We start from the raw sequence: 22,473 nt of genomic DNA, 5'->3' as shown, positions 1-22,473 counted from the left end.
CCCATTTTAATCCTCCTCCTTTTTGAACATTCCACTAAATTTCAGCTGCGTTAAATTGATAATCATAGCAATGACTAATAGAACGATACCAACTGCAGCAGCGTAACCGAGCTTATTCTTCTCAATCCCTTGTCTATACAGATATCCGACTATAGTTAGGCCAATATTTTTCGGTGAATTGTTACCGTTAAACATCATTAAGCTCTCGGTAAACATTGCCAAACCTGCATAAACACTAATTGTCGTAACATATATCGTGGTCGGCTTCAATAATGGCATTGTAATCGATCTGAACTTCTGCCAAGCAGATGCCCCGTCAATTGAAGCAGCCTCATAATAATCATTGTCAATGTTTTTCAAACCGGATAGATAGTACAGCATATTAACACCCGTCCATCGCCAACATGCAAGAATTAATAGTGCAGCCATACTCCATTCTGCATCTTTCAAGAATTTAGTAGGCTCTACACCAAATAGACCTAGAAAACTGTTCATTAATGAACCATCCATTTCACCGAATGTTAGGCGAAAAATAGTACCCGCCACTGCGACAGATGTCAATGCAGGAAGAAAGAACGAAGATTTAAAAAACTCCCTGCCCAGCATTAACTTACTGTTTATCATAACGGCAAATAACATTGGGAAAGGGATTAACAGCACTAAGGTTCCTAGCATGTATACAACGCTATTTTTAATAGCCGTCAAAAACACTTTATCTGTGAATAACTTCGAATAATTCGCTTCACCAACCCATTTTGGATCCTGTCCCAACATCCTATCTTGAAAACTCATTACGAATGAATTTACAAGTGGATAAGACCAGAATATCAAGAATATGATTATGAATGGCAACACAAAAACATAAGGTGCAACCTTTTGAGAGTATACAAATTTCTTTATCATAATCCCACTCTCCCTTGACTATGACTAAACCTGCCGAGCACCATTCTTGCCGACAGGCTTAATCATAACCATTTACTTATTATTTTTATTTCAATTCTTGTTCAATTGCTGCCTGTGCTTCATCGAGAGCTTCCTTCACGTCTTGGCCATCTTCAAAGATCGCATTCAGAGTAACCGTATTGAGCACACTGCCGATCGTCGGTGAAGCTTTTACGGATTTGATACCTCTAATTTCGTCTTTAATTTCATTCAAAGTATCAAATGCATTTGTTTTAAAATACTGGACGTATTCGTTATCAGGGTTTTTCGTTACAGCCTCATCTTTCCATACTTCCATATTGATTGGGTCAAATCCAAGTGTATTCCAGATTTCAGTAGTAGCTTCTTTCGAAAGCTTAGCAAAAGCTACAAACTCTTTTGCCAACTGAACGTCTTTACCAGTCTTAGTAACAACTGTGCCAGTACCGCCTAAGCCAACGGAACGAGGATTACCTTCTTCGAATACAGGCAAGGGAGCAATTGCATACTTACCTTTAAGGTCCTTCATTTCGTTTACAAAGCGGGACATGTACCACTCAGGCATCAATGCGCTTGCGTAGTTGCCTTTGTTATATTCGCCTTTTGCTTCTTCTGTGTCGGGTTGTCCGCCTGGGATCGTATGAATAACATTATTCTTCTGCAGGTCAACTAACATTTCAAACGCTTTAATCATCTCAGGTGAGTTAACTTTTGGATTGCCATTTTCATCTATAAAATCAGCGTTTTGCTGAGCAAGTAATAGCGAGGCTTGCCACGTAGCGGATGTATCAGCAGTACCTAAGTACTTACCAGTCTTTTCATAAACCTTGATACCTGCTTGTTTGTAATCTTCCCAAGTTTTGATCATCTTGTAGTCAACACCTGCTTGTTCGAGAATTTCCGTGTTGTAGAAAGCAAGCGTAGCACCTACGTGATAATCAAAGCCATAAACCTGGTCAGCTTTGGAGTAAATATCGACACGTGAGGGAACGACAACGTCTTTGTATGGTGCAAATACATCATTCAAAGATTCCAGTGGAACGTTGTCCCCTTCCAAGAATTTAGGGAACTGACCAAGCTCGATATCCGCAATATCAGGAGCACCTTTTCCGCTTGTAACTGCCAATAAGAGCTTGTTGTGCATATCATCGTAAGGCATAACCGTTACATTCAACTTAATCTGTTTGTCTGGATTCTGTTGGTTCCATAACTCCAGCATTTTATCCAAATGCTTGCCATGCAAATCTACGAATGTCCAAAATGACATTTCTGTTGCATTCTCACCGGCATCAGCGCCTAACTGCTGTGTTTCCGTAGATGAACTAGAAGACTTACTACATGCCGACAAAACTAGTGACATCATAAGGATTGTAACGATGGAGATTAATGTAATGCGTTTTTTCATTTGTTCGTCATCCTCTCTTTTTTTGTTACTCATTTGAGATGCTGGGTGACTGGTCAATTCTGTTAATTTAAGCGGTTTCAACACGTCTCGTTACCAACCTTCTTAACATGATTCTAACCTTTCAATGAAAAGACCCCTTCGTAACAAATTTCCTAATTCTGTATTGTAAGCGCTTTATAAATTGCATTATAATATATACGTAATATATTTTATATAACCAATTGATTATAAAAATCATTAAATTTTAAGGGAGATGTACTTATTTGAAAAAGCTGGTGCTCTACAAGCAAATTCAAGAAGATATTGTACAGAAAATTAAATCTGGGCAGCTTCGGCCAACGGACCGTGTCCCTTCTGAACAGGAATTAATGGATGAGTTCAAAGTAAGTAAAATAACCGTCAAAAACGCCTTAACCCAGCTAGCTGACGAAGGATTAATTATACGCGTACAAGGCAAGGGCACATTCGTCTCTTCTAGTCTTGATGTTTCTAGCATTGATTCTCCATTATCTCCACACAGCGCGTCGTCCTTGCCGCTCATCGGCTTCATTATTCCGACGATGGTAACCCGTGTCATTCAGAAGCTCGTCGACTACACGGAACAATTCCTGTCTGAAGCTGGCCTCAGCATGGTACTAAGCATCACGCGAGAGTCCTCCTCTATCGAATCGAACGCCATTCGTACACTAACGGGGCTCGGTGTGAAGGGCCTGATCGTTTTTCCAACAGAAGATGAGAAGTACAACGAATCACTACTGCGTCTGTCGCTCGATAAATTCCCATGTGTGTTCATCGACCGCTACCTGCGCAACATTGAGACGTACACGATTACATCAGACAATTACGGCGGTGCGTATAAGGCTGTCTCTCATTTGCTATCCAAGGGTCATCATCAGATTGCGCTCATCTCACCTGAAAATGCCAATACAGCCATCGAGGATCGCACGCTCGGCTTCGAGAAGGCGTACACAGATCAAGGTATATCAATTGACAAGAGCTTGTGGTGTCACATCCCTCTCGACATTCTACGTGGTGAGCAAGCATTGGAATATGTAAGCGACTTCTTGCAGGGTCATAGTAGAATTTCGGCAGCCTTCACCTTGACCGAAGAAACCGCACGCCTTACATCGGCCGCTATCAGCCGTCTGAACAATCACTCAAACATCGATTTGCTATCTTTCGATAATCCACATCTTTCATTCGTAGCTTATGTACAGCAGGATGAACAGGAAATGGCACGAACAGCCGTAAAGCTGTTACTTGAACAGATAGAGAATATTTATTCACCTAAGAACGCCGTCATTCCCGTGCAGCTCATCTTCCCTTAACTATTTCATTGGACTTTATCGACACTCTGGGGATACCTTCAGTAGAAGTTGCCTTCTCTTTGATCTATTCCCCTTGCTTTGTAAGTTATAGTCGTTTTTGTCGATGACAACCCTAGGTTACATGCATGTAAGCTTTGTTTCTCGATCAATAATAAATAGCGAAGGGGCTTTTGCTGAGAGTCGGCAAAAGTCCCCTTCGAAGTCCACACTATTCTATAGCATAAATAAACCCGCAGAAGCCCGTTTATGCACCATTCCGACCAGAGAGTAACCTACCCTGCTCCTATCGTCGTTATGCTGTAAACACAGCTCCTGCGGGTTTTTCTTAAAAAAACTTGCCCCTACTTATGATACGGTTCTCCGCGCTATTTCTAACGGCAAGTTTTAAGGCCATCCTATGCAGGATGGCCCTTTCTTTAATCTTTCATTGTTCAACTCCTGTTTCTTTAGGAGATATGCCCATACAGATTGGTTTTATACCGATTCTATACAAGCGGGTGTGGTACATAAAGCTCTTCTAAGCTCGCGATTTCCTCCGTTGTCAATTTGACCGATAACGCCGACACGGCATCCTCTAGATGGCTGATTCTGGTCGAACCGATAATAGGTGCTGTGACCTCCTCTTTTTGTAACAACCATGCCAGTGCAATTTCTGCGCGTGAAACTCCTCGATTAGCGGCAACCTCCTCAACTCTTCCCACAATTTTACGATCAATCTCTTCCGTTTTTGCAAACAATGCCTTAGCTATTTGGTCCTTCTCGGAACGTGAGGTCTGCTCATTCCACTCTCGGGTCAGGCGTCCTGCTGCCAAAGGCAGGTAAGGCGTGACACCAACCCCCTCATCTTTGCATAGGGGGAGCATTTCTATTTCTTCTTCCCGATAGAGTAAGTTAAGTCTATTTTCCATAGAAACGAACCGTGTCCAACCATTGTTCACCGCAACATGCTGAGCTTTTGCGAACTGCCATGCTAACATGGAAGAAGCTCCGATGTATCTTATCTTCCCCGCTTTAACTAAATCGTGAAGGGCCTCCATTGTCTCTTCAATCGGTGTATGATGATCCCAACGATGAATCTGGTACAAATCAATGTAGTCCGTTCCGAGTCGACTTAGACTTTTATCAATTTCGGTCATGATCGCTTTACGAGAAAGCCCCATAGCATTTGGACCTTGGCGCATCGGAACGAATACCTTTGTGGCAATGACGACTTCGTCACGACGAGCAAAGTCCTTTAATGCTTGCCCGACAATTTCTTCGCTTGTTCCGTCGGAATACATGTTGGCAGTACTAAAAAAATTAATTCCCAATTCAAGTGCCTTTTTAATAATCGGTCTGCTTTGCTCCTCATTCAGAGACCATGGGGTGTTGCCTCGTTCAGGTGCTCCAAAACTCATGCATCCAAGGCATATTTCCGAGACATCCAAACCGGAACGTCCAAGTTTTACATAATCCATTCCATGACACACTCCTTAATTGTATTAGGAAGACTTTTCCTTGCATCATCAGTGCAGGGCCTAATGATCAATGTGGTTGACATGTCAACTTGTATACACTGTAACACCTTGTGGTTGACGTGTCAACTGTGTTAAAATGGGCGTATGGACAAGAACGAACTGAATGAACAGGAAATGCAAATATGGAATATGTGGAAAGGTTCCTTCAAAAGAATCTTTGGTCGTGTTGTAAAGGACATGTCCGAACACACGGGACTATCTGAGGGTGACTTTGGGGTTTTAGACAGGTTAGTCCAATTTGGAAACGGTAAGCTTCGCCAACAGGAATTAGCAGACTCGATGGACTGGGATAAGAGCCGATTGTCACATCATCTAACGCGTATGGAAAAACGGGGACTTGTTTTGAGGAAACCACTAGATACAGATCGTGGAGTCTACGTCATCATTACTTCTTCCGGAAAAACAGCTCTGGATGAAGCCCTTCCCATTGTTTCAAAGGCAATAAGGAAGCATTTTTTAGATCAATTAACCGACCAGGACATGGAGTCTATTACTAGGCTGGCGGAAAGAACAAAAACAGGACCTTCATCGTCATGTGAAGATCCGTCAGCTTGATGGACCCTTCCCCCAACCACCGGAGGGGGTCTTTGCCTTCTGCAAACCAAGGCCCCCACCTAAAAAACTTGCCTCTATTTATGATACGGTTCCCCGCGTTTGATCTTCAACTCTCCTGCCCGTTCGTATTATGAGATCAACCAGTTCTTTCTGGTTGATCCTTTTTTCATTTGCATAGAGGATTAAAGTAGCCTGGTCGAACGTACCTGCCCGTGGGACTTGATCCCGAGAGCTATAATGTTCACCCCTACTTGTCATGACCATGATTGAGGCTGGTTGGGACGTAAGATCCCGTATAACAAGCGATGCTATGGAGCGACAAGAAGATCAACCTTAGGGGATGCCGGTGAATCTACACTTACAAGGGGAGATGAAATGAATCCAGTTATCGGTCTAGATATTTCTAAAGAAGAAAGCCATGGACAAGCCTTTCTAGAGCGCGGAAAGCCATTCCAAGGGATATTCCACTTCGAGCACACTCGAGATGGTTTAGCAAATTCCCTTCAAGTTTTAACAGAAGTTGAATTTGCATCTCAACAACGTCCTTTGCTTATTCTAGAAGCAACCGGTCATTATCAAAGTCCCGTTGTTCAGTTCCTAGAGGAACATCATTATATTTATATTGTTATTAATCCGCTCATCTCAAATCGACTTAGGAAGTCTCAACTTCGTAAAGTAAAGACGGATGCTGCTGACGCTTACCTATTGGGAGAGCTGTACTACAAAGAAGAATTTGAACCGTTTAAGAAAAGAGGTGTGCAACTTCTCAATCTGCGCTATCTTACAAGACAATATGAGTCTCTTTCAAAGATGTGTGTACAAAATAAACTACAATTCCAAGCTGTTTTAGATCAGGTTTTCCCTGCTTACAAAGGTGTCTTTGGAGCTATGTATTCCGGTATTTCATTACAGTTTTAAGTGAATTCCCAACCTCATATTCAGTATTACAGACGGATGAAAACACACTCAAATCTAAGATGAAAGAACTGCTTTCTTCAAAACGGGGGCGTTCAGAGGACTGGATTAACCAACGGGGGCAACGGCTGCTAGTTGCGGCAAAACAAAACCCATTTCAGCAAACCATGTATGCACGCCACTTAATCAATTTGAAAGTCCTTATTACCCTCATTCTTCAGTACCAAGAGCATCTTACTGGATTGGAACAGAACATAGAGCGATGCTTTTCTCTCCGCCTGTTCAATTATTGCAGTATTTCTGCTTTGTTAGTTATACGCCGTTTCCTTGCGTGAAGTAAAAAACAAACGGCACGGGGCTTTCCCATGCCGTTTTGAATTCCATTTTTATTCCCGTTCTTACCTTTGAGCTTAACTTAATGACATTGCCTGTTTGGGTGTCCTTATTATTTTTCTAAGTTTTGCTTGCTAAGCGACTCTATTCAGCATCATTCTGCTCTTCCAGCCATCTCAAAATCGCTTGGTTTGTTTCTTCCGGCTTTTCTTGCTGGATCCAATGACCGCAATCCAGATTGACCACTTCCGCATTAGGCACGAACTTTGTCAGGTTTTCAGACCTCTGGACCGTATCCTGGTCACCATAGATCATGAGGGTCGGCTGTACCATAAAAATGAAGGGGGTTGCGATTTTGGATGAGCTGTTTCATCCCTTCTTCATTTAGCGATTTGATTTATGCCTCGCATTTAAAACGTTCTGACTTTTGATGAGAATTAAACCCTAAATGATTGAGAAATACAGTAGCTCCACTCTCCTAAAGATCAGGGAAACAATAGACCCAGATTTATGCAGTACCAAAAATCCTTTTAACGATTCTTTTGTTATTTATATTTCCTTATTCTGTAATATTATTTTTGCAATGTTGAAATTTTAGCCCTTCTTCAGATGAAGCGATCAATATTCCAAGCCTTCTTAATCGTGTTTCTTCTTTCTTGGCGCTCATTACCCACCAGATAGAATCTCTTTTATAGGATGGTGATAAATTAGTGAAGAATAGCCAGGCTGTTTGATTTGCCTTGATTTGTTCTTCATATTCTTTGGCAAGTTCCACGTTTCTTTGTTCAGAGGAATAGCCTTGTGCATCGGTTCTGTTGTTAAAGACGTGCATTCCTTCTGGTCTCATCTTTCCAAGCTGTATTAGTGCTTTTACCTTCTTTACGTTCACAGCACTCCATACACTATTTACTTTGCGCGGAGTAAAGCGAATCTTATAGCTTTGTTTATCAATGGTTTTTCGTATACCGTCAATCCACCCAAAACAAAGAGCGGCATCTACTGATGCAGACCAAGTAAGGCTTTCACGCCCTGTACTTATCCCAAAATAGCCCACCCAAATTTCACTAGCTTCAGCATGATGTTCTTCTAACCAATCGTTAAACTCTTCTTGGTTGTTGAAAAAAACTACATCTCCCATTGTTCCAGCCATTTTAGAATCGCTTGGTTTGTTTCTTCCGACTTTTCTTCCTGGATCCAATGACCGCAATCCAGATTGACCACTTCCACATTGGGCACGAACTTTGTCAGGTTTTCAGACTTCGCAACCACGTCCCGGTTGCCGTAGATCATGAGGGTCGGCTGCTGGATGATTGGGTTCACTTTCGCCAATAAGCGCCAGTTGCGGTCAAGGTTCCTGTACCAATTTATGCTGCCCGTGAACCCTGATGTTTCAAAAGCGGAGACGTAAACGTCCAGCTCGCTTTCGCTCAATACGGGCTCACCGAGCGGTGTTTCTGCTCTGGCGAGATTGATCAACGCCATACCTGGCTCAGGTGCTCTGAGAGGCTCGTTCTTCCGGTACAGGTTGCGAAGGAACCTGTATGTATTGTCTTCGAATACGGCGTCCGCGACGCCTGGCTGTCGATTGAAGTGGACGAAATAGAAATCGCCGCCAAGTATTTCTTCCATAAACTCGATCCAGGGTTTTTCTCCGCGCTCTTGGTAAGGCAAGCTCAGATTTATCACTTTATTGACGCGGTTTGGATGCAACAAGGTCAGTCCCCAAACGACGAATGCACCCCAGTCATGACCGACAAAGGTAGCGTCCTCGTATCCATAGTGATCGAGAAGCGCGATGAGATCACCCGACAAGTGTTCAATGTCATAGTCTGTTACTTCGGTCGGACGGGATGAGTTGCCGTAACCCCGCTGGTTGGGGACGATGACATGGTAGCCCGCTGCGGCAAGTGCGTCCATCTGATGGCGCCAAGAAAAGGCATGCTCTGGCCAGCCGTGGCAGAGTACAATAGGTTTTCCTGCGTTTTCTCGGCCTGCTTCAAACACTTCGAGTTCCACACCGTTGGCTGAAATAAGGGTGGGCTTGGGAAAATCGGTTGGATTAAACATTAAATTATAACCTCCTTCTTGTGATACTTGTAGTATAATGGATAAAAGGTGACATCAAGGTGTCACCGTTCTGAAATCATGTAAAAAAAGAGGGCAATTATGGACAAAGTGGAGAGACTCATTTCGATTATCATGATATTGCTGAAAAAAGAGGTTGTTTCTACAACGGAATTCTCACAACTATTCAATGTCTCCAAAAGAACGATCCTTCGCGATATGGAAACATTGAGCTTATCGAACATCCCGATCTACTCTGTCAATGGGGTCAAAGGGGGCTACGGCATAATGGATGAATACAAGGTTGATAAACGCCTTTTAAGCAGCTCCGATTTACAGAATATATTAACTGCGCTCGGCGGATTGGAACAAATCCTCCGTACTGAAGAAGTTGAAAGAACGATAAAAAAAATAGAGGCAATGGTTAGTCCATTGTCTCTAAATCGTTCCATTCAACTGTCGTTTTATGATTGGGAAGGTCGGTCCGAGATTCTTGAAACCTTAAAGACATGTCAAGAATCCATTTCAAAAAAGAGGCTGGCTTCGTTTGATTATACAGATAAGGACGGGGCTGTAACGGATAGAATGGTCGAGCCCTATGAGCTGCATTTTAGCGAATCGAGTTGGTACTTGAAAGGATTCTGTTTACATCGACAGGGATATCGAACTTTCAAGTTATCTCGGATCGATCATATTACTATGGATGAACGCGCGTTTCATCCTAGAGACGATTGGTCAGAGCAAGTACACGAAGCAAATTATCTACCTGAATTCGTCACGATTAAGGCATGGATATCGCCTAGCATAAAAGATCAAATCATCGAAAGGTATGGTCGAAGAAGTATTGAAGACCATAGTTCTGGATTTTTATTAGCAACCATTTATGTCCCACAAAATCGTATGGGATTTCAACTTTTAGCAAGCTTCGGCACTCATCTAAAAGTTGTAGAGCCCAAAACCTATGTTGAAGACTTTCGAAATTATTTATATCAAATGATGGAGAACTATTCCTGATATATTTAGCATTTGTATTTCTTTTAATAAAATTGGAGTTAATTCCATTGCAAATAGTTGTGTAATATATTTTCATAATTTGTAGTTAAGAAAAGCTTAAAGTCCATTTGTTTCAGATCCATATAGTTATGAAGCAAATCATTTTCCACTTTATTAATTTTTCTCTGTACAGTAACTGCTATATGTTCTTGAATATCTTCTTCTTGGACTGTTGTATATTTTTTCAAAGCATCAATTGCCTGCCAGTAATCGTATCTCTGTAAATCTTGTTCTACAGCTAACTTTACAAAAGACGTATCACCTACGGCGTATTTCTCAGCTATTTCCCTTATTAAACTACCCCAATCTGGCACATTAAAAGGTATAGATAGCCCTGCACCGATAAAAGGAACAATTCTATCTTCATTATAATCTTTACATAAATCATCTAAATGCACACTCATATATGTCTCATCTTTCAAATGGGATAGATTTCTTTCATTGTTTAATAGTACCAAATTATGTGAATGTTTCATAGTTGAGTTGAGCTCTGTTCATTTCCTAATTCCATATAATAAATAATACACTCTATTTGTGGTAAGCTTCGTCCTAATTATAACTAAAAGGCAGTATCCTTTCCTGCTTCAAGAATACTGCCTTTTAATATCATTATCTTTTATTTAGTTTAGGTATTCTCTATTATTTGTCAACACGGTATGTTGACACTACACACTCCACATGGCTTGAGTAGTAGTCGCAGACAGATGTATTTGTGTTACCTTAAAATATTGAAAGGAATATTTATCCACTTCACGTTATCAACTCAGTAATTGATTCTTAATCATCGGGAAACTGATCAAAAGTCGCATAAACAGCAAAAGAAACGGCATTTCTGCCGTTTCTTTTGGATGGACTCTCAGGGGCTCGAACCCTGGACAAATAGATTAAGAGTCTACTGCTCTACCAACTGAGCTAAGAGTCCATATGAAGTTTGGTGGAGCCAAGGGGGATCGAACCCCTGACCTCATCGCTGCCAGCGATGCGCTCTCCCAGCTGAGCTATGGCCCCAAACGTAATTTTCAGATGTATGTAATCACACATTCTAAAATTCAGTTCGGTGTATTTAAGTCATTCTGACAAATCCAAGCGCCGTAGGCGACTCCTATATAATATAAAAAATCGCCTTCGCTGTCAACACTTTTTTTAGTCATTAGACTAGCCACAACTCTACAATCTGTCCAAATCCCCAGTGCTCTTAGATAGCAGACCCTTCAGTTCCTTCATAAACATGTTAATGTCCTTAAACTGGCGGTATACGGAAGCAAAGCGAACGTAGGCGACTTCATCTACTGGATAGAGCTGCTCCATAACCAACTCACCGATCTGTTGGCTCTCCACCTCAGCTACGGCGATACCGCGTAGGGATTTCTCTACCTCAGATACGATCTTCTCTAGACGTTCTACAGAGACGGGGCGTTTCTCGCAAGCACGGATAAGACCACGCAGTATTTTATCACGGCTGAACTCCTCGCGGCTGCCGTCTTTTTTGATCACGATTAACGGTGTTTCCTCGATCATTTCAAAGGTTGTAAACCGTTTGCTGCAACGCTCGCATTCACGCCTGCGGCGGATTGACTTATTCTCATTCGCTGGTCGCGAGTCCAGTACTTTAGTATTTGTGTGATCGCAGTAAGGGCATTTCATAAGCTTCATCACTTCCTATTACATAATGTTTTTAGTCCCGGTATGTTAAATATCCGGCTTTTGAAGGGCTATTTCATTTTTTCCAGAAATCACCGTTTTTTTATTGTAATGATTATGGCAAGTCCGGCACATAATACAGTTACCAACAGAGGAGGTGAACAGCAATGAGCCAAAACAACAGCTCCAATAACCTTGTAGCTCCAAATTCCCGTGGTGCTTTGGAACAACTTAAATATGAAGTTGCCCAAGAACTCGGAATCACGCTTTCCCCAGATGGTTACCAAGGCAATAAAACTTCTTATGAAAATGGTTCGATCGGTGGTTACATCACTAAACGTCTTGTAACCCTGGCAGAACAACAATTGGCAGGTCAATACAAATAACCTGTCCACATAAGCTTACTGAAGAAGTATTAAACGATCGCAAGATCGTTTAATGCTTCTTTTTATACATAACACGGTTTTAGAATTCGTTGTAAATATCCGTGTACTGATCATAGTAATAGTTGACGCGCTGTACATAATGGCGGGTTTCACCAAACGGAATATCCTTAATCGTAGCATCCGTTCCATCCCAGATCCCCTCATCCAGCCATTTTTGAACTTTACCCGGTCCAGCATTATATGCAGCGATAACCGCTGTACGTTTACCTTCGAATTGACGGGATAATGTTGAAAGATACCAGGTACCTAGTTCAATATTTGCTGATGGTTCATGCTTTAGCTCCTCCATAGAAACATCAGGAAGCTTGGCCTTTTCAAGGGCCCATTTGGCGGTATCCGGCATAAGCTGCATTAAACCTATAGCACCTTTTTTGGATTCTCGTCCAGTTTTGAAGTTCGTTTCCACTCGGATAATCGAAGCCACTAGAAATGGGTCAATATCGTACGTAACGCTGTGCTTACGGATCTCATCTTTATAATGGATCGGATAAAACCAGGACATCCAGTTCGTACTCAGAAACAATATCGCAGTAAAACCAATGAATAACAGAAGAAGGACTCTTTTTTTACGTAACCATTTCATGATAAGCCCAGCCTGTCCCAAAGAACAGCAACCTGTTGCTCAGTGTGCGCAAGTTCGCCACTGTTGTCAATGATATAGTCCGCTTTGTTACGCTTCGCTTCAATATCCATCTGTGCATTTAAGCGTGCTTCTGCTTGTTCTATAGAAAGTCCGTTACGTTCCATTAATCGAGCGATTTGCACTTCACGAGGCACGTAGACCACCAGTATTTCATGGAACATGTTCTCGAGTCCTGATTCGAAAAGAAGAGGGATATCCACAATGGTTAACTTCTTTGGATCTTCTTCCTCCATGCTGTTCATACGTTCTTTAATCTCCCGCCGGATTGCGGGATGCGTCAGATTGTTCAGGGCTTGCAGGGCCGCCGGGTCTTGAAACACAATGTCCCCCAGCTTGCCCCTATTCAGTGTGCCATCCGAAGAGAGGATCTCGCTTCCGAATTGTTTCACAGCCGCAGCCAGCACCTCATGACCGGGGAGCATAACTTCTCTGGCGATCACATCCGCGTCAACCAGCCTCGCTCCCTTGCTCACAAGCAGTGCGGACACCGTGCTTTTTCCGGATGCAATGCCTCCGGTTAAGCCAATAATCATGTACTCACCTCATAATAGCTTCAGTATTCCCATTGTAATTAATAATAACGCGGGTAGTGCAGCAGCATGCTTCATCCAGTAGTTCCCGGCGAATCTTAATCCAGTCTTCATGCCCAGCAATAGAAATGTACCACTAAACAGAGCAATTGTAAGTGATGTCCATATCGGATTGAACCCCAGCAATGCTGCGCCAAGTCCAGCTCCAAAAGCATCTAGAGAGAGGGCAATCCCGAGCAGCATAGCCTCCATCGAAGAAATACTCCCGGAATCATCCATATCTGCAGAAGACGGAGTACGCAAGATCTGTACAACAATCCCCAATCGTCGTAACTCAAGGGAAAAGACAGCCGACTTTGCCTGCTCAGGAGCCATGGTAACCTGTTCTACAACATCTTCAGTATCAACAGCTACCTCTGCCCGAGCTTCTGTGGATAGCACATTTTCTTCACTACCTACTTTACGCTCACCTGTCTGTTCCTTCTCTTTCTGCATTAACATCTGGACGAGCGACCAGCACCCCATTAGCACGAGTATAACAGCGCCAACCTCAGAAGCTGCATGTGGAGACACTACCTTGGCAAGCAGAACACCCACTTGCATAGATACACAGATAACTACCCCCGAACAAAGCGAGATAATCAGAATGGAGAGCAATGGTATTTTCATTTTACGCAGTCCATATGTAATACCAACGCCAAAACCATCCAAACTCAAAGCAAAAGCTAGTAATATTAGTGAAAAAAATGGGCTGAGCACCCGCAATCCCTCCTGTGAAGAACCGGAACACTGAAGAATACACTTCATTCAGCTTCCGTTCTCTATTAAGCATTCTTCACACAGTATATGGGCGGGACAAGTAGTGGGTGCCAACCTAATTACTTCTTCAGTTTTCAACCTTACGCTGACAGCTTGGACAATAATGCGTGCCGCGGCCACCTACAACCGTTTTCTCAATCATCGTTCCACAGTGGTTACACGGCTGATCTTTACGACCGTAAATCAACAGCTGTTGCTGATAAGTGCCGCTCTCACCTTGACCATTCACATATGATTTTACAGACGAACCACCAGCGTTTACCGCTTCCGTTAGCGTACTGACAATAGCGTGATGCAGCTGATCAAGTTGCTCATCCGAAAGATCTTTGGCGCTGACTTCAGGATGTATCCCTGCACGATGTAACGACTCATCTACATAAATATTACCTATGCCGACGATATATTCCTGATTCAGCAGCAGTGATTTAATTTTTGTGCTTTTGCCTGATACAATCTGCTTAAACCTCTCCGGCGTAAAGGATGGCTCCAGCGGCTCCTGTCCTAGCTTATTAAGAGGAGGCAGCTGGAGGTCTTCACCAATCTGAAAAAGATGCATTGTACCAAACTGACGAACATCCGTGTAACGCAGCTCAGTGCCATCGGTAAAATGGAATATCACATGCGTATGCTTGTCCAGTGGATCTTCGTTCGAAAAAAGTCCGTAACGGCCCTCCATCCGTAAATGAGATACCAGCACCAAACCGTCTAACACGATACGCAAAAATTTCCCTCTTCGTTCAACATTAACAATGCTATGACCTGCGAGCAGGTTGGCAAAAGCCTGAATATCATCCGGCCGCTGAATAATCCGGGCCAACCGGACGGTTACACTCTCTATCTGCTTTCCATTAACTAAATCATTCAGTGTTCTCTTGACTGTCTCTACTTCCGGTAATTCCGGCATGATGTCTTCACCTCAACTACATTATAGCTGATATGCACACCTTAAAGGGAGCCTATTTCGCTTCGTACCAGTTGCTACCAAAACTTACCTCTGCTTTAAGCGGCACCGATAACTGCAATGCTCCACCCATTACTTCCGGCAAAAGCGTCTTCATGAGCTCCATTTCATCCTCTGGCACCTCGAATACAAGCTCATCGTGTACCTGAAGCAACATACGGCTCTTTAGCCCACGTTCAAATAGCGCCTTGTCCATATGCACCATCGCCAGCTTAATAATATCAGCGGCAGTTCCTTGTATAGGTGTGTTCATTGCTGTACGTTCCGCAAAAGAACGCAGATTAAAGTTCTTGGCATTAATCTCAGGCAAGTAACGACGGCGTTCCAGCAGCGTGGTTACATAACCATGTTTCCTTGCATCAACTACGATATCATCCATATATCGACGTACACCTTGGTATACCTCGAAATACTGCTCAATAAATTGAGCGGCTTCTTTGCGAGGAATATTCAAGTTCTGCGACAGACCATAATCACTGATTCCGTACACGATACCAAAGTTAACGGCTTTAGCAGCACGACGCATATTGCTATCAACCTGATCGGCGGTAACTCCAAATACATCCATCGCTGTCTTCGTGTGAATATCCATATCATGGAGAAAAGCTTCCTTCATCCGCTCATCACCGGAGATGTGCGCAAGTACCCGTAGTTCAATCTGCGAATAGTCCGCCGCCAGAATGGACCAGCCCGGTTCGGATGGAACAAACACTTTACGGATTTTACGTCCTTCTTCTAAGCGGATTGGAATGTTCTGCAGGTTCGGAAATTGGCTGCTAAGCCGTCCTGTCGCAGCAATCGTCTGCCGATAGAATGTATGCACCTTCCCTGTTTTCGGGGAAATTTCCTTGAGCAGCCCCTCTACATAGGTGGATTGCAATTTGGCAATCGTGCGATATTGCAAAATCAAACGTACCACGTCATGATAAGGCGCTAGTTTCTCAAGCACCTCAGCATCGGTGGAATAGCCTGTCTTCGTCTTCTTAACAACAGGCAAACCTAGCTTAACGAATAAAATTTCACCCAGTTGCTTTGGTGAATTCAAATTGAACTCCGTGCCACTTAATTCGTATATTTCAGTGACCAGCTTAGAAATTTGAGCTTCGAATTCTTTACCTAGCTCTTTAAGATCCTCTTCGTTGACTGCGATTCCTTGTTTCTCCATATCCGCGAGAATACGTGATAAAGGCATCTCCAAATCTTCGAACAGTCCGGTCATCGCTGTCTCGACAAGCTCCTGCTGTTGCTTCTGAGCAATCCCAAGTACCGCAGCACTCTTACGTGCGACGTGATTTCCTAAGATTTCAAGCTCAGGAATCTTATATTTGGCGCCTTTACCAAATACATCTTCATCAGGTGACAATCTTGGCAAGCCGTATTTCGTAGCGAGATCGTTTAGGTTCTGATTAGCTTCCGTCGGATCCAGCAAATAAGCCGCCAGCTGCACATCATGGGCAGCACCTGCAAAAGCAATCCCCTGCCAATGCAGTGCCAAATCAGCACGGTGAAGATCATATCCGCTCTTCGGAGCCTTCTCATCTCCTAACCAGTCGCGTAGCTTCGCAGCCGCTGGTTTCTGTAGTAATTCAAACGGCACATAATAATGTCGCTCCAGAGTAGATAGCCCTACCCCGATCACCTCGGCACGATGCGGATTATCCCCATTGGATTCTACATGCAGCGCCGAAATACTAGGGAGCGCTTCATTTAGCGCCTCAAGTTCATCTTCACTCACGATCGAAATATCAAGTGTAGCAGCTTCTACTTCCGCTGCACCCTCTTCTCCATCAGCTACTGGAGCATAGGCACTAAGTGACAACCTTTCCAGAAGTGATTTGAATTCTAATTTTGCGAGAGCGGGTCCTGCTGTATCCGCAGAAATTCCGTTAAAGATCATATCTTCCCACGAATGCTCAAGAGGCACTTCACGATAGATGGTTGCCAGTTTCTTACTCATGACAGCGTCTTCCGCGTGAGCTTCCAGCTTTTCTTTCATTTTACCTTTAAGCTCACCGGTTCCTGCTAATACACCTTCAACCGATCCGAATTGATGCAACAGCTTGAGTGCTGTTTTCTCACCAACACCCGGAACGCCCGGAATGTTATCACTCGCATCACCCATCAGTCCCTTAAGGTCGATGATCTGCTCGGGTGTTAAATCATATTTCTCACGAATTTGTTCTGGTCCATAAAGCTCAACCTCAGTAACTCCTTTGCGGATCAACGCAACGGTCGTATGTTCGGAAGCCAATTGAAGCATATCCTTGTCTCCCGACACGATCATAACCTGCCGGCCAGCTTCATCTGCTTGGCGAGAAATGGTTCCAATAATATCATCGGCCTCATAATTGCCAATTTCAAACTGCGGTACACCCAGATTTCTGAGCAAATCTTTCAGCAGTGGAAACTGCTCGGAGAGCTCGGGAGGTGTCTTTTGCCGACCGCCTTTATAATCCTCATAACCTTCATGCCGAAATGTGACTTTCCCTGCATCGAAAGCAACAATCATATGTGTCGGCTTGTGTTCTTCAATTAAACGGAGCAGCATCGTTGTGAAACCGTACACCGCGTTCGTCTGTTGCCCTGCTGTATTCGTTAGCGGGGGCATCGCGAAGAATGCGCGGTAAATAATATTATTTCCATCTATAAGTATCAACTTGTCCATAGTGCACCTCGCCTTTTTCATGCTTACTTCTTACATCTTAACATATGGCCTGTCCAAGTAGAAACGGCTATACAACAAGTAGCCGTCCTAATATAAGGACGGCTACTCAATTTACCTAAAAATAAACAAAAGATGTGAAGGTGCAAGTAATGGAGGAGAGGTTTGGAACTGTAGGAGCAGAGCGCCCGCCTTTGTCTCTGGATTTACACCACTAAAGGTGGTTAAAATAAAATAAATCTGGAGACAACAGCGACCGAAAGTCCAAACGCTCTCTGTAATTACCAGCCACTGAACATCTTTTGCAAAACACTACTCATTCAAATCTGGACGACTACCGGTAACCAGGTAAACTACGCTTTCACCAATGTTAGTAGCGTGATCGCCAATCCGTTCGATATAACGGCCTACCAGTGTCAATAACATAGCTTGGGATACTGTCTCCGGCTTTGTTACCATATAAGAATACAACTCATTGATCATTGCACCATATAACTGATCGACCTGATCATCATCCTGTGCCATTTTATAAGCCAGATCAGTGTTCTCATCCAGGTAAGACTGGATCGCCTCATCGATCATAATTGTCACGATTTCAGCCATACGAGGAATGTCTACAAGGGGCTTAATCAGCTGTTGGCCTTGAAGACGCATGGTCGCCTTAGCTACATCAATCGCCAGATCCCCCATGCGTTCCAAATCGCTTGATATTTTGAAGGCAACGATAATGCGGCGCAAATCCTTAGCTACGGGCTGCTGCGTAATAATTAAGCGTGAGCCAATTTCCATGATTTTATCTTCCATGGCATTCAGCTGTAAATCCGCTTCAACGACTTCCTGTGCGAGCGTTGTATCTAGATTTTGTAATGCATTAATTGCACCTTCAAGAGCATCCTTAACATGCTCACCCATCTGCTGCAGCAGACTGCGCAGCTCTTCCAAGTCTTTATCAAATTCTTTTCTGCGAATCATAATAAGAGCGATCCTCCTCATTAACGTATGGTCAGCTTGCCATTTCCAGGGACGAACACCCTTTTAAATCTGATCAGCCGAAACGTCCGGAAATATAATCTTCAGTGCGGGAATCTTTAGGGTTCGAGAAAAGCACCTCTGTGTCCGCCGCCTCTACAATTACACCATTTAAGAAAAACACGGTTCGACCGGATACACGTGCGGCCTGATGCATGTTATGAGTTACCATAACAATGGTATACTCACTTCTTAGTTCCTGAACAAGCTCTTCTATCTTGAGAGTGGATACAGGGTCGAGCGCAGAGGTTGCCTCATCCATTAGCAGAATATCCGGCTGTACCGCTAGCGCTCTAGCAATACAAAGCCGCTGCTGCTGTCCACCAGACAAGCTAAGGGCAGATTTCTTCAGAAAATCTTTCACTTCCTCCCATAGGGCGGAGTGACGCAAGCTTTTTTCTACGATCTCATCCAGTTCACTTTTGGAACGGATGCCGTGTAAACGGGGACCGTAAGCTACATTGTCGTAAATCGACTTAGGAAAAGGATTCGGCTGTTGAAACACCATACCGACCTGCTTACGCAGGCTTTCCACCTCTACCTCATCACTATAAATATTTTTGCCACCGATGTTTACAGTTCCTTCTATACGTGTGCCAGGAATCATATCATTCATACGATTCAATGTGCGAAGCAACGTGGATTTCCCGCAACCGGAAGGTCCAATAAAAGCGGTAACCTGTTTCTCCGGGATTTGCAGATTCACATTCTTCAGTGCGTGGAACGACTCATAGTAGAGATCAAGATTCTCTATGTCAATGATGGATTTCATTAGTGTTTACGTCTCCTTCTCATCATCTTCGATCTCCATGATAAGCTTTTAGTGTAAATACAGTTGGAGAGAAATGTTAACGCAATGTAAAATCAGTGAGATGAATGGGTCCACATCACAGTATTTCCCCAGAAGCCAACTAGTACTCCGAGCATTTCTTATTTATGAAAAGTATAGAAAAAATAGAACTCCAGTCACTCTAAATGACCGGAGCTCTTTTTTTATTAACCACTAATTTATAGCCTACGCCTCGAATCGAATCGATATGAACGGATTCTGGATCGAGCTCAAGCTTTTTACGAAGTGAACTCACATGCACGTCCACCGTACGCTGCCCACCAATATAATCAAAGCCCCATACAGCATTCATGAGATCATCTCTCGTCAACACAACCCCTGGCTTACGAGCCAAATATAATAGCACTTCGAACTCTTTAGGCCGTAAATTAATACTATGACCACCGAGGGAGACTTCATATCTCTCAGGGTAAATCTCTAATTGACCTAAGATAATGGTAGAAGCAGAGATAGGTGTTTCTGTCGGTGCTTCCTCAGCAAGTCCAGAAATCCTCCGAAGTACAGCACTTACTCTAGCGAGCAGTTCAGAGACGCCGAATGGTTTAGTTATATAATCATCAGCACCTGATTTCAGCCCTCTAACTACATCTTCTTCCGCATTTTTAGCGGTCAACACAATAATAGGTGTTCGGATACCTTGTCCACGCAATTTATCAAGGATGTCAATGCCATTCATACCTGGCAACATCAGATCTAATACGATCAAGTCAAAAGGTTCCCTCGTCGCACGATCATATCCTGCCGTACCATGATCCTCTACTGTTACCTCGTAACCTTCCTGCGTTAAGTTATAGGACAGCAGCCGGGCCAGTGTCGGTTCGTCTTCAATGACAAGCAATCGTTGAGCCATAGGTTCCCCCGTCTTCCATATAGTTTGATTTTTACAAAGCAACAACAAAACAATCATATCACCACAATGTTAACTTGGTGTAAAATCAATAAGATGAATTTACAAAAATCTAATCCACCTTTTCTTCCTGCAAGAGCGGCAACTCAATAATAAATGAACTTCCGATCCCCAGATCACTTTTAACCGAAATCACACCATGGTGCAGATCTATCAAGTGCTTCACAATAGACAGTCCCAGCCCCGTTCCACCGGAACTTCTTGATCTTGCTTTATCCACTCGATAAAAACGTTCGAAAATGCGCGGCAGATCCTTTTTGGGAATCCCCATCCCTGTATCGGTAACGGTAAATTGGACATTCTCTGAACCATCTGGCTTCAGTATATTCTTAACGTAGACTTTTACGCTACCCCCTTCATGCGTGTAATTAATCGCATTGGAGAGCAGATTCATAAAAATTTGACGTAGTTTATCTTCATCGGCCTCAATGAACAGCTCCTCAGGAACCTCTACGTTAAGACTAATACTTTTCTTCTCAGCCACTTTGCTAATGGTTCCCAGCACGGAATCAAAGAATTCAATGATATGAACAGGTGAGCAATCGAGCTGCACACGTTTAGATTCGATTTTAGATAATTCCAGAATATCTCCAATCAATCGATTTAAGCGTTCGTTCTCATCATAAATAATTTGCAAGAAGGAACGGGCTGTCTTCTCATCCTTAACCCCACCACCCAGCAAGGTCTCGGCAAATCCTTTAACAGCGGCAACCGGCGTCTTCAATTCATGGGATACGTTAGCGACAAATTCACTTCGCATCCGCTCCAGGCGACGAATCTCTGTTACTTCCTGCAGCAGGAAGAGCATGCCTCTATACGTCCCATCCTGGATCATAGGTACTGCGTCCATACGTACAATCCGCTCTCTCGGATTGTAAATACTTCGTTCTTCATGGAGCGGTTCTTTATTCGATACCCCTTCTTCAAGCAGACGTGTTAACTCATAATGACGCTTTAGCTCCTTGTACGAATGACCCGCCATTTCACTGTTGCTAACATCCAGCATCCGCTCTGAGGCTCGGTTCAGCAAGGCAATTTCTTCGTCCGCATTGATCATTATGATGCCGCCAGTCATATTGTCCAGTACGCTTTGCAGCAGATCCTCATTATCACGAATAGTCTTAAGCTGAGCTTGAAGACTGTCAGCCATGGCATTTATCGCTGTCGCCAGCTGCCCGACCTCATCTTTACGCTTCAAATGGACTCTTGCATCATAATCAAGATCTGTAATACGCCGCGCGACTCTCGTGATTTGTTCAAGCGGTGAAGTCATGCTCGATGCCACTTTGTAGCTGACAATAGTTGCTGCCAGGAACAAAACAACTAACCCCCCAGCCATAATCATCCAAGCACGGTTAAGCCCTTCCGTTACTGCATCCAGTCCCATCGAGACCCGAATGTAACCGTCAAAACCATGATCTGAGGTCACCCGCTCAGCTACATATAACATCTCGCGATCTAAAGTTTCGCTGTAACGAATGGCTCGTCCAGTCCCCTCTTTAGCCGCAACAATCTCCTCTTCACGATTGGCGTGATTGTCCATCTCCAGAGGATTTTTCTCTGAATCCCCTAAAACTTCACCTGACTTACTGATAAAAGTAATCCGGGAATCTAGAAGCTCGGCGACATGCTCTGCCTGCTCCGTATAATACGGAATGGCATTGGTGGCGTTCATATCTACAAATTCCAATGTGCCTGCGAGTAGATTTATTTCCCGGGACATGTTCTCTTCGAGAGCAGCTATATGGGAGCTCTTAAACAGATGAGCCATCGTAAATCCAGTGCCAATCATGGAAATACCGATTAAGGCCATAAGTATAAACGTAAGACGAGCGCGAAACGGTTTCATCTGAAGTGTGCCTCTCCCTTTTTCATTGTATCTTTTATCCTAACT

22 protein-coding genes and 2 tRNA genes are annotated in these 22,473 nt (G+C 43.5%); 5 read left to right on the top strand and 19 right to left on the bottom strand.

The window, feature by feature from the left end:
* Positions 1-6 precede the first annotated feature (6 nt).
* Both NYE25_RS30425 and NYE25_RS30420 read right to left on the bottom strand, forming a co-directional pair.
* Entirely contained in the window at positions 7-903 is an 897-nt protein-coding gene (locus tag NYE25_RS30425; RefSeq protein ID WP_042185833.1) for a carbohydrate ABC transporter permease, read from the bottom strand.
* Between the two features lie 85 nt (positions 904-988).
* Positions 989-2,326: an ABC transporter substrate-binding protein gene (locus tag NYE25_RS30420; protein ID WP_341147612.1), complete on the bottom strand. Its 1,338-nt coding sequence runs from the start codon at positions 2,324-2,326 to the stop codon at positions 989-991.
* Positions 2,327-2,589: 263 nt separating this feature from the next.
* On the opposite strand from NYE25_RS30420, the gene NYE25_RS30415 reads away from it, so the two are divergent.
* Positions 2,590-3,654 carry a GntR family transcriptional regulator gene (locus NYE25_RS30415; RefSeq protein ID WP_341147611.1) on the top strand — a complete coding sequence of 355 codons (1,065 nt, stop codon included), beginning with the start codon at positions 2,590-2,592 and terminating at the stop codon, positions 3,652-3,654.
* A 485-nt stretch (positions 3,655-4,139) separates the two neighbouring features.
* Here the strand turns inward: NYE25_RS30415 and NYE25_RS30410 are convergent, their stop codons facing one another.
* Positions 4,140-5,111, bottom strand: a complete 972-nt coding sequence (locus tag NYE25_RS30410) for an aldo/keto reductase (protein ID WP_341147610.1) — start codon at positions 5,109-5,111, stop codon at positions 4,140-4,142.
* Positions 5,112-5,255: 144 nt separating this feature from the next.
* Between NYE25_RS30410 and NYE25_RS30405 the strand changes: the two genes are divergently transcribed.
* Together NYE25_RS30405 and NYE25_RS30400 are read left to right on the top strand one after the other, a co-directional pair.
* Positions 5,256-5,726: a MarR family winged helix-turn-helix transcriptional regulator gene (locus tag NYE25_RS30405; RefSeq protein ID WP_341055704.1), complete on the top strand. Its 471-nt coding sequence runs from the start codon at positions 5,256-5,258 to the stop codon at positions 5,724-5,726.
* Positions 5,727-6,101: 375 nt separating this feature from the next.
* Positions 6,102-6,644 (top strand): IS110 family transposase, encoded by a 543-nt coding sequence (locus NYE25_RS30400; protein WP_341147609.1) that lies wholly within the window; start codon positions 6,102-6,104, stop codon positions 6,642-6,644.
* A gap of 474 nt (positions 6,645-7,118) precedes the next feature.
* Here NYE25_RS30400 and NYE25_RS30395 read toward each other — a convergent pair whose 3' ends face one another.
* The 3 genes from NYE25_RS30395 to NYE25_RS30385 form a co-directional block, all read right to left on the bottom strand.
* Entirely contained in the window at positions 7,119-7,289 is a 171-nt protein-coding gene (locus NYE25_RS30395; protein ID WP_341147608.1) for an alpha/beta fold hydrolase, read from the bottom strand.
* 244 nt (positions 7,290-7,533) lie between these two features.
* On the bottom strand, positions 7,534-8,124 hold the full coding sequence (locus NYE25_RS30390; protein ID WP_341147607.1) for a YdeI/OmpD-associated family protein: 591 nt from the start codon (positions 8,122-8,124) through the stop codon (positions 7,534-7,536).
* A complete protein-coding gene (locus NYE25_RS30385) occupies positions 8,100-9,041 on the bottom strand; it encodes an alpha/beta fold hydrolase (protein WP_341147606.1) in 942 nt (313 codons plus the stop codon). The genes NYE25_RS30390 and NYE25_RS30385 overlap by 25 nt, the downstream gene beginning before the upstream one ends.
* A 99-nt stretch (positions 9,042-9,140) precedes the next feature.
* On the opposite strand from NYE25_RS30385, the gene NYE25_RS30380 reads away from it, so the two are divergent.
* A complete protein-coding gene (locus NYE25_RS30380) occupies positions 9,141-10,052 on the top strand; it encodes a helix-turn-helix transcriptional regulator (RefSeq protein WP_341147605.1) in 912 nt (303 codons plus the stop codon).
* 38 nt (positions 10,053-10,090) lie between these two features.
* Here NYE25_RS30380 and NYE25_RS30375 read toward each other — a convergent pair whose 3' ends face one another.
* The 4 genes from NYE25_RS30375 to nrdR form a co-directional block, all read right to left on the bottom strand.
* Positions 10,091-10,495, bottom strand: coding sequence for a hypothetical protein (locus NYE25_RS30375; protein ID WP_341055715.1), 405 nt, complete (start codon positions 10,493-10,495; stop codon positions 10,091-10,093).
* Between the two features lie 445 nt (positions 10,496-10,940).
* Positions 10,941-11,013, bottom strand: a tRNA-Lys gene (locus NYE25_RS30370).
* A gap of 10 nt (positions 11,014-11,023) precedes the next feature.
* Positions 11,024-11,099: transfer RNA gene (locus NYE25_RS30365), tRNA-Ala, on the bottom strand.
* A 159-nt stretch (positions 11,100-11,258) separates the two neighbouring features.
* The gene (gene nrdR / locus NYE25_RS30360) at positions 11,259-11,735 is read right to left on the bottom strand and encodes a transcriptional regulator NrdR (protein ID WP_042126015.1); all 477 of its coding nucleotides are present in this window, start codon (positions 11,733-11,735) and stop codon (positions 11,259-11,261) included.
* A gap of 164 nt (positions 11,736-11,899) precedes the next feature.
* On the opposite strand from nrdR, the gene NYE25_RS30355 reads away from it, so the two are divergent.
* Positions 11,900-12,118, top strand: coding sequence for an alpha/beta-type small acid-soluble spore protein (locus NYE25_RS30355; RefSeq protein WP_042126012.1), 219 nt, complete (start codon positions 11,900-11,902; stop codon positions 12,116-12,118).
* 79 nt (positions 12,119-12,197) lie between these two features.
* Here NYE25_RS30355 and NYE25_RS30350 read toward each other — a convergent pair whose 3' ends face one another.
* The 9 genes from NYE25_RS30350 to pnpS form a co-directional block, all read right to left on the bottom strand.
* A complete protein-coding gene (locus tag NYE25_RS30350; protein WP_339290104.1) occupies positions 12,198-12,761 on the bottom strand; it encodes a lytic transglycosylase domain-containing protein in 564 nt (187 codons plus the stop codon).
* Positions 12,758-13,354: a dephospho-CoA kinase gene (coaE, locus tag NYE25_RS30345; RefSeq protein WP_076300911.1), complete on the bottom strand. Its 597-nt coding sequence runs from the start codon at positions 13,352-13,354 to the stop codon at positions 12,758-12,760. The genes NYE25_RS30350 and coaE overlap by 4 nt, the downstream gene beginning before the upstream one ends.
* Positions 13,355-13,363: 9 nt before the next feature.
* Positions 13,364-14,110, bottom strand: a complete 747-nt coding sequence (locus NYE25_RS30340; RefSeq protein WP_076283314.1) for an MntP/YtaF family protein — start codon at positions 14,108-14,110, stop codon at positions 13,364-13,366.
* Positions 14,111-14,237: 127 nt separating this feature from the next.
* A complete protein-coding gene (gene mutM, locus NYE25_RS30335; RefSeq protein ID WP_042186551.1) occupies positions 14,238-15,074 on the bottom strand; it encodes a DNA-formamidopyrimidine glycosylase in 837 nt (278 codons plus the stop codon).
* A gap of 52 nt (positions 15,075-15,126) precedes the next feature.
* On the bottom strand, positions 15,127-17,796 hold the full coding sequence (polA, locus tag NYE25_RS30330) for a DNA polymerase I (protein WP_341049178.1): 2,670 nt from the start codon (positions 17,794-17,796) through the stop codon (positions 15,127-15,129).
* Positions 17,797-18,105: 309 nt separating this feature from the next.
* On the bottom strand, positions 18,106-18,765 hold the full coding sequence (phoU, locus tag NYE25_RS30325; protein ID WP_042186547.1) for a phosphate signaling complex protein PhoU: 660 nt from the start codon (positions 18,763-18,765) through the stop codon (positions 18,106-18,108).
* Positions 18,766-18,838: 73 nt separating this feature from the next.
* Entirely contained in the window at positions 18,839-19,594 is a 756-nt protein-coding gene (gene pstB / locus NYE25_RS30320) for a phosphate ABC transporter ATP-binding protein PstB (RefSeq protein WP_042186541.1), read from the bottom strand.
* A 199-nt stretch (positions 19,595-19,793) separates the two neighbouring features.
* On the bottom strand, positions 19,794-20,522 hold the full coding sequence (locus NYE25_RS30315) for a response regulator transcription factor (protein WP_042125998.1): 729 nt from the start codon (positions 20,520-20,522) through the stop codon (positions 19,794-19,796).
* Positions 20,523-20,631: 109 nt separating this feature from the next.
* Complete coding sequence (gene pnpS, locus NYE25_RS30310) at positions 20,632-22,428, bottom strand: two-component system histidine kinase PnpS (protein WP_076300910.1); 1,797 nt, start codon at positions 22,426-22,428, stop codon at positions 20,632-20,634.
* Positions 22,429-22,473 lie beyond the last annotated feature (45 nt).

The sequence above is a fragment of the Paenibacillus sp. FSL E2-8871 genome (genome assembly GCF_038000345.1).
In the GTDB taxonomy this organism is placed as follows: Bacteria; Bacillota; Bacilli; order Paenibacillales; family Paenibacillaceae; genus Paenibacillus_AQ.
This window is presented reverse-complemented; position numbering and strand designations above follow the sequence as displayed.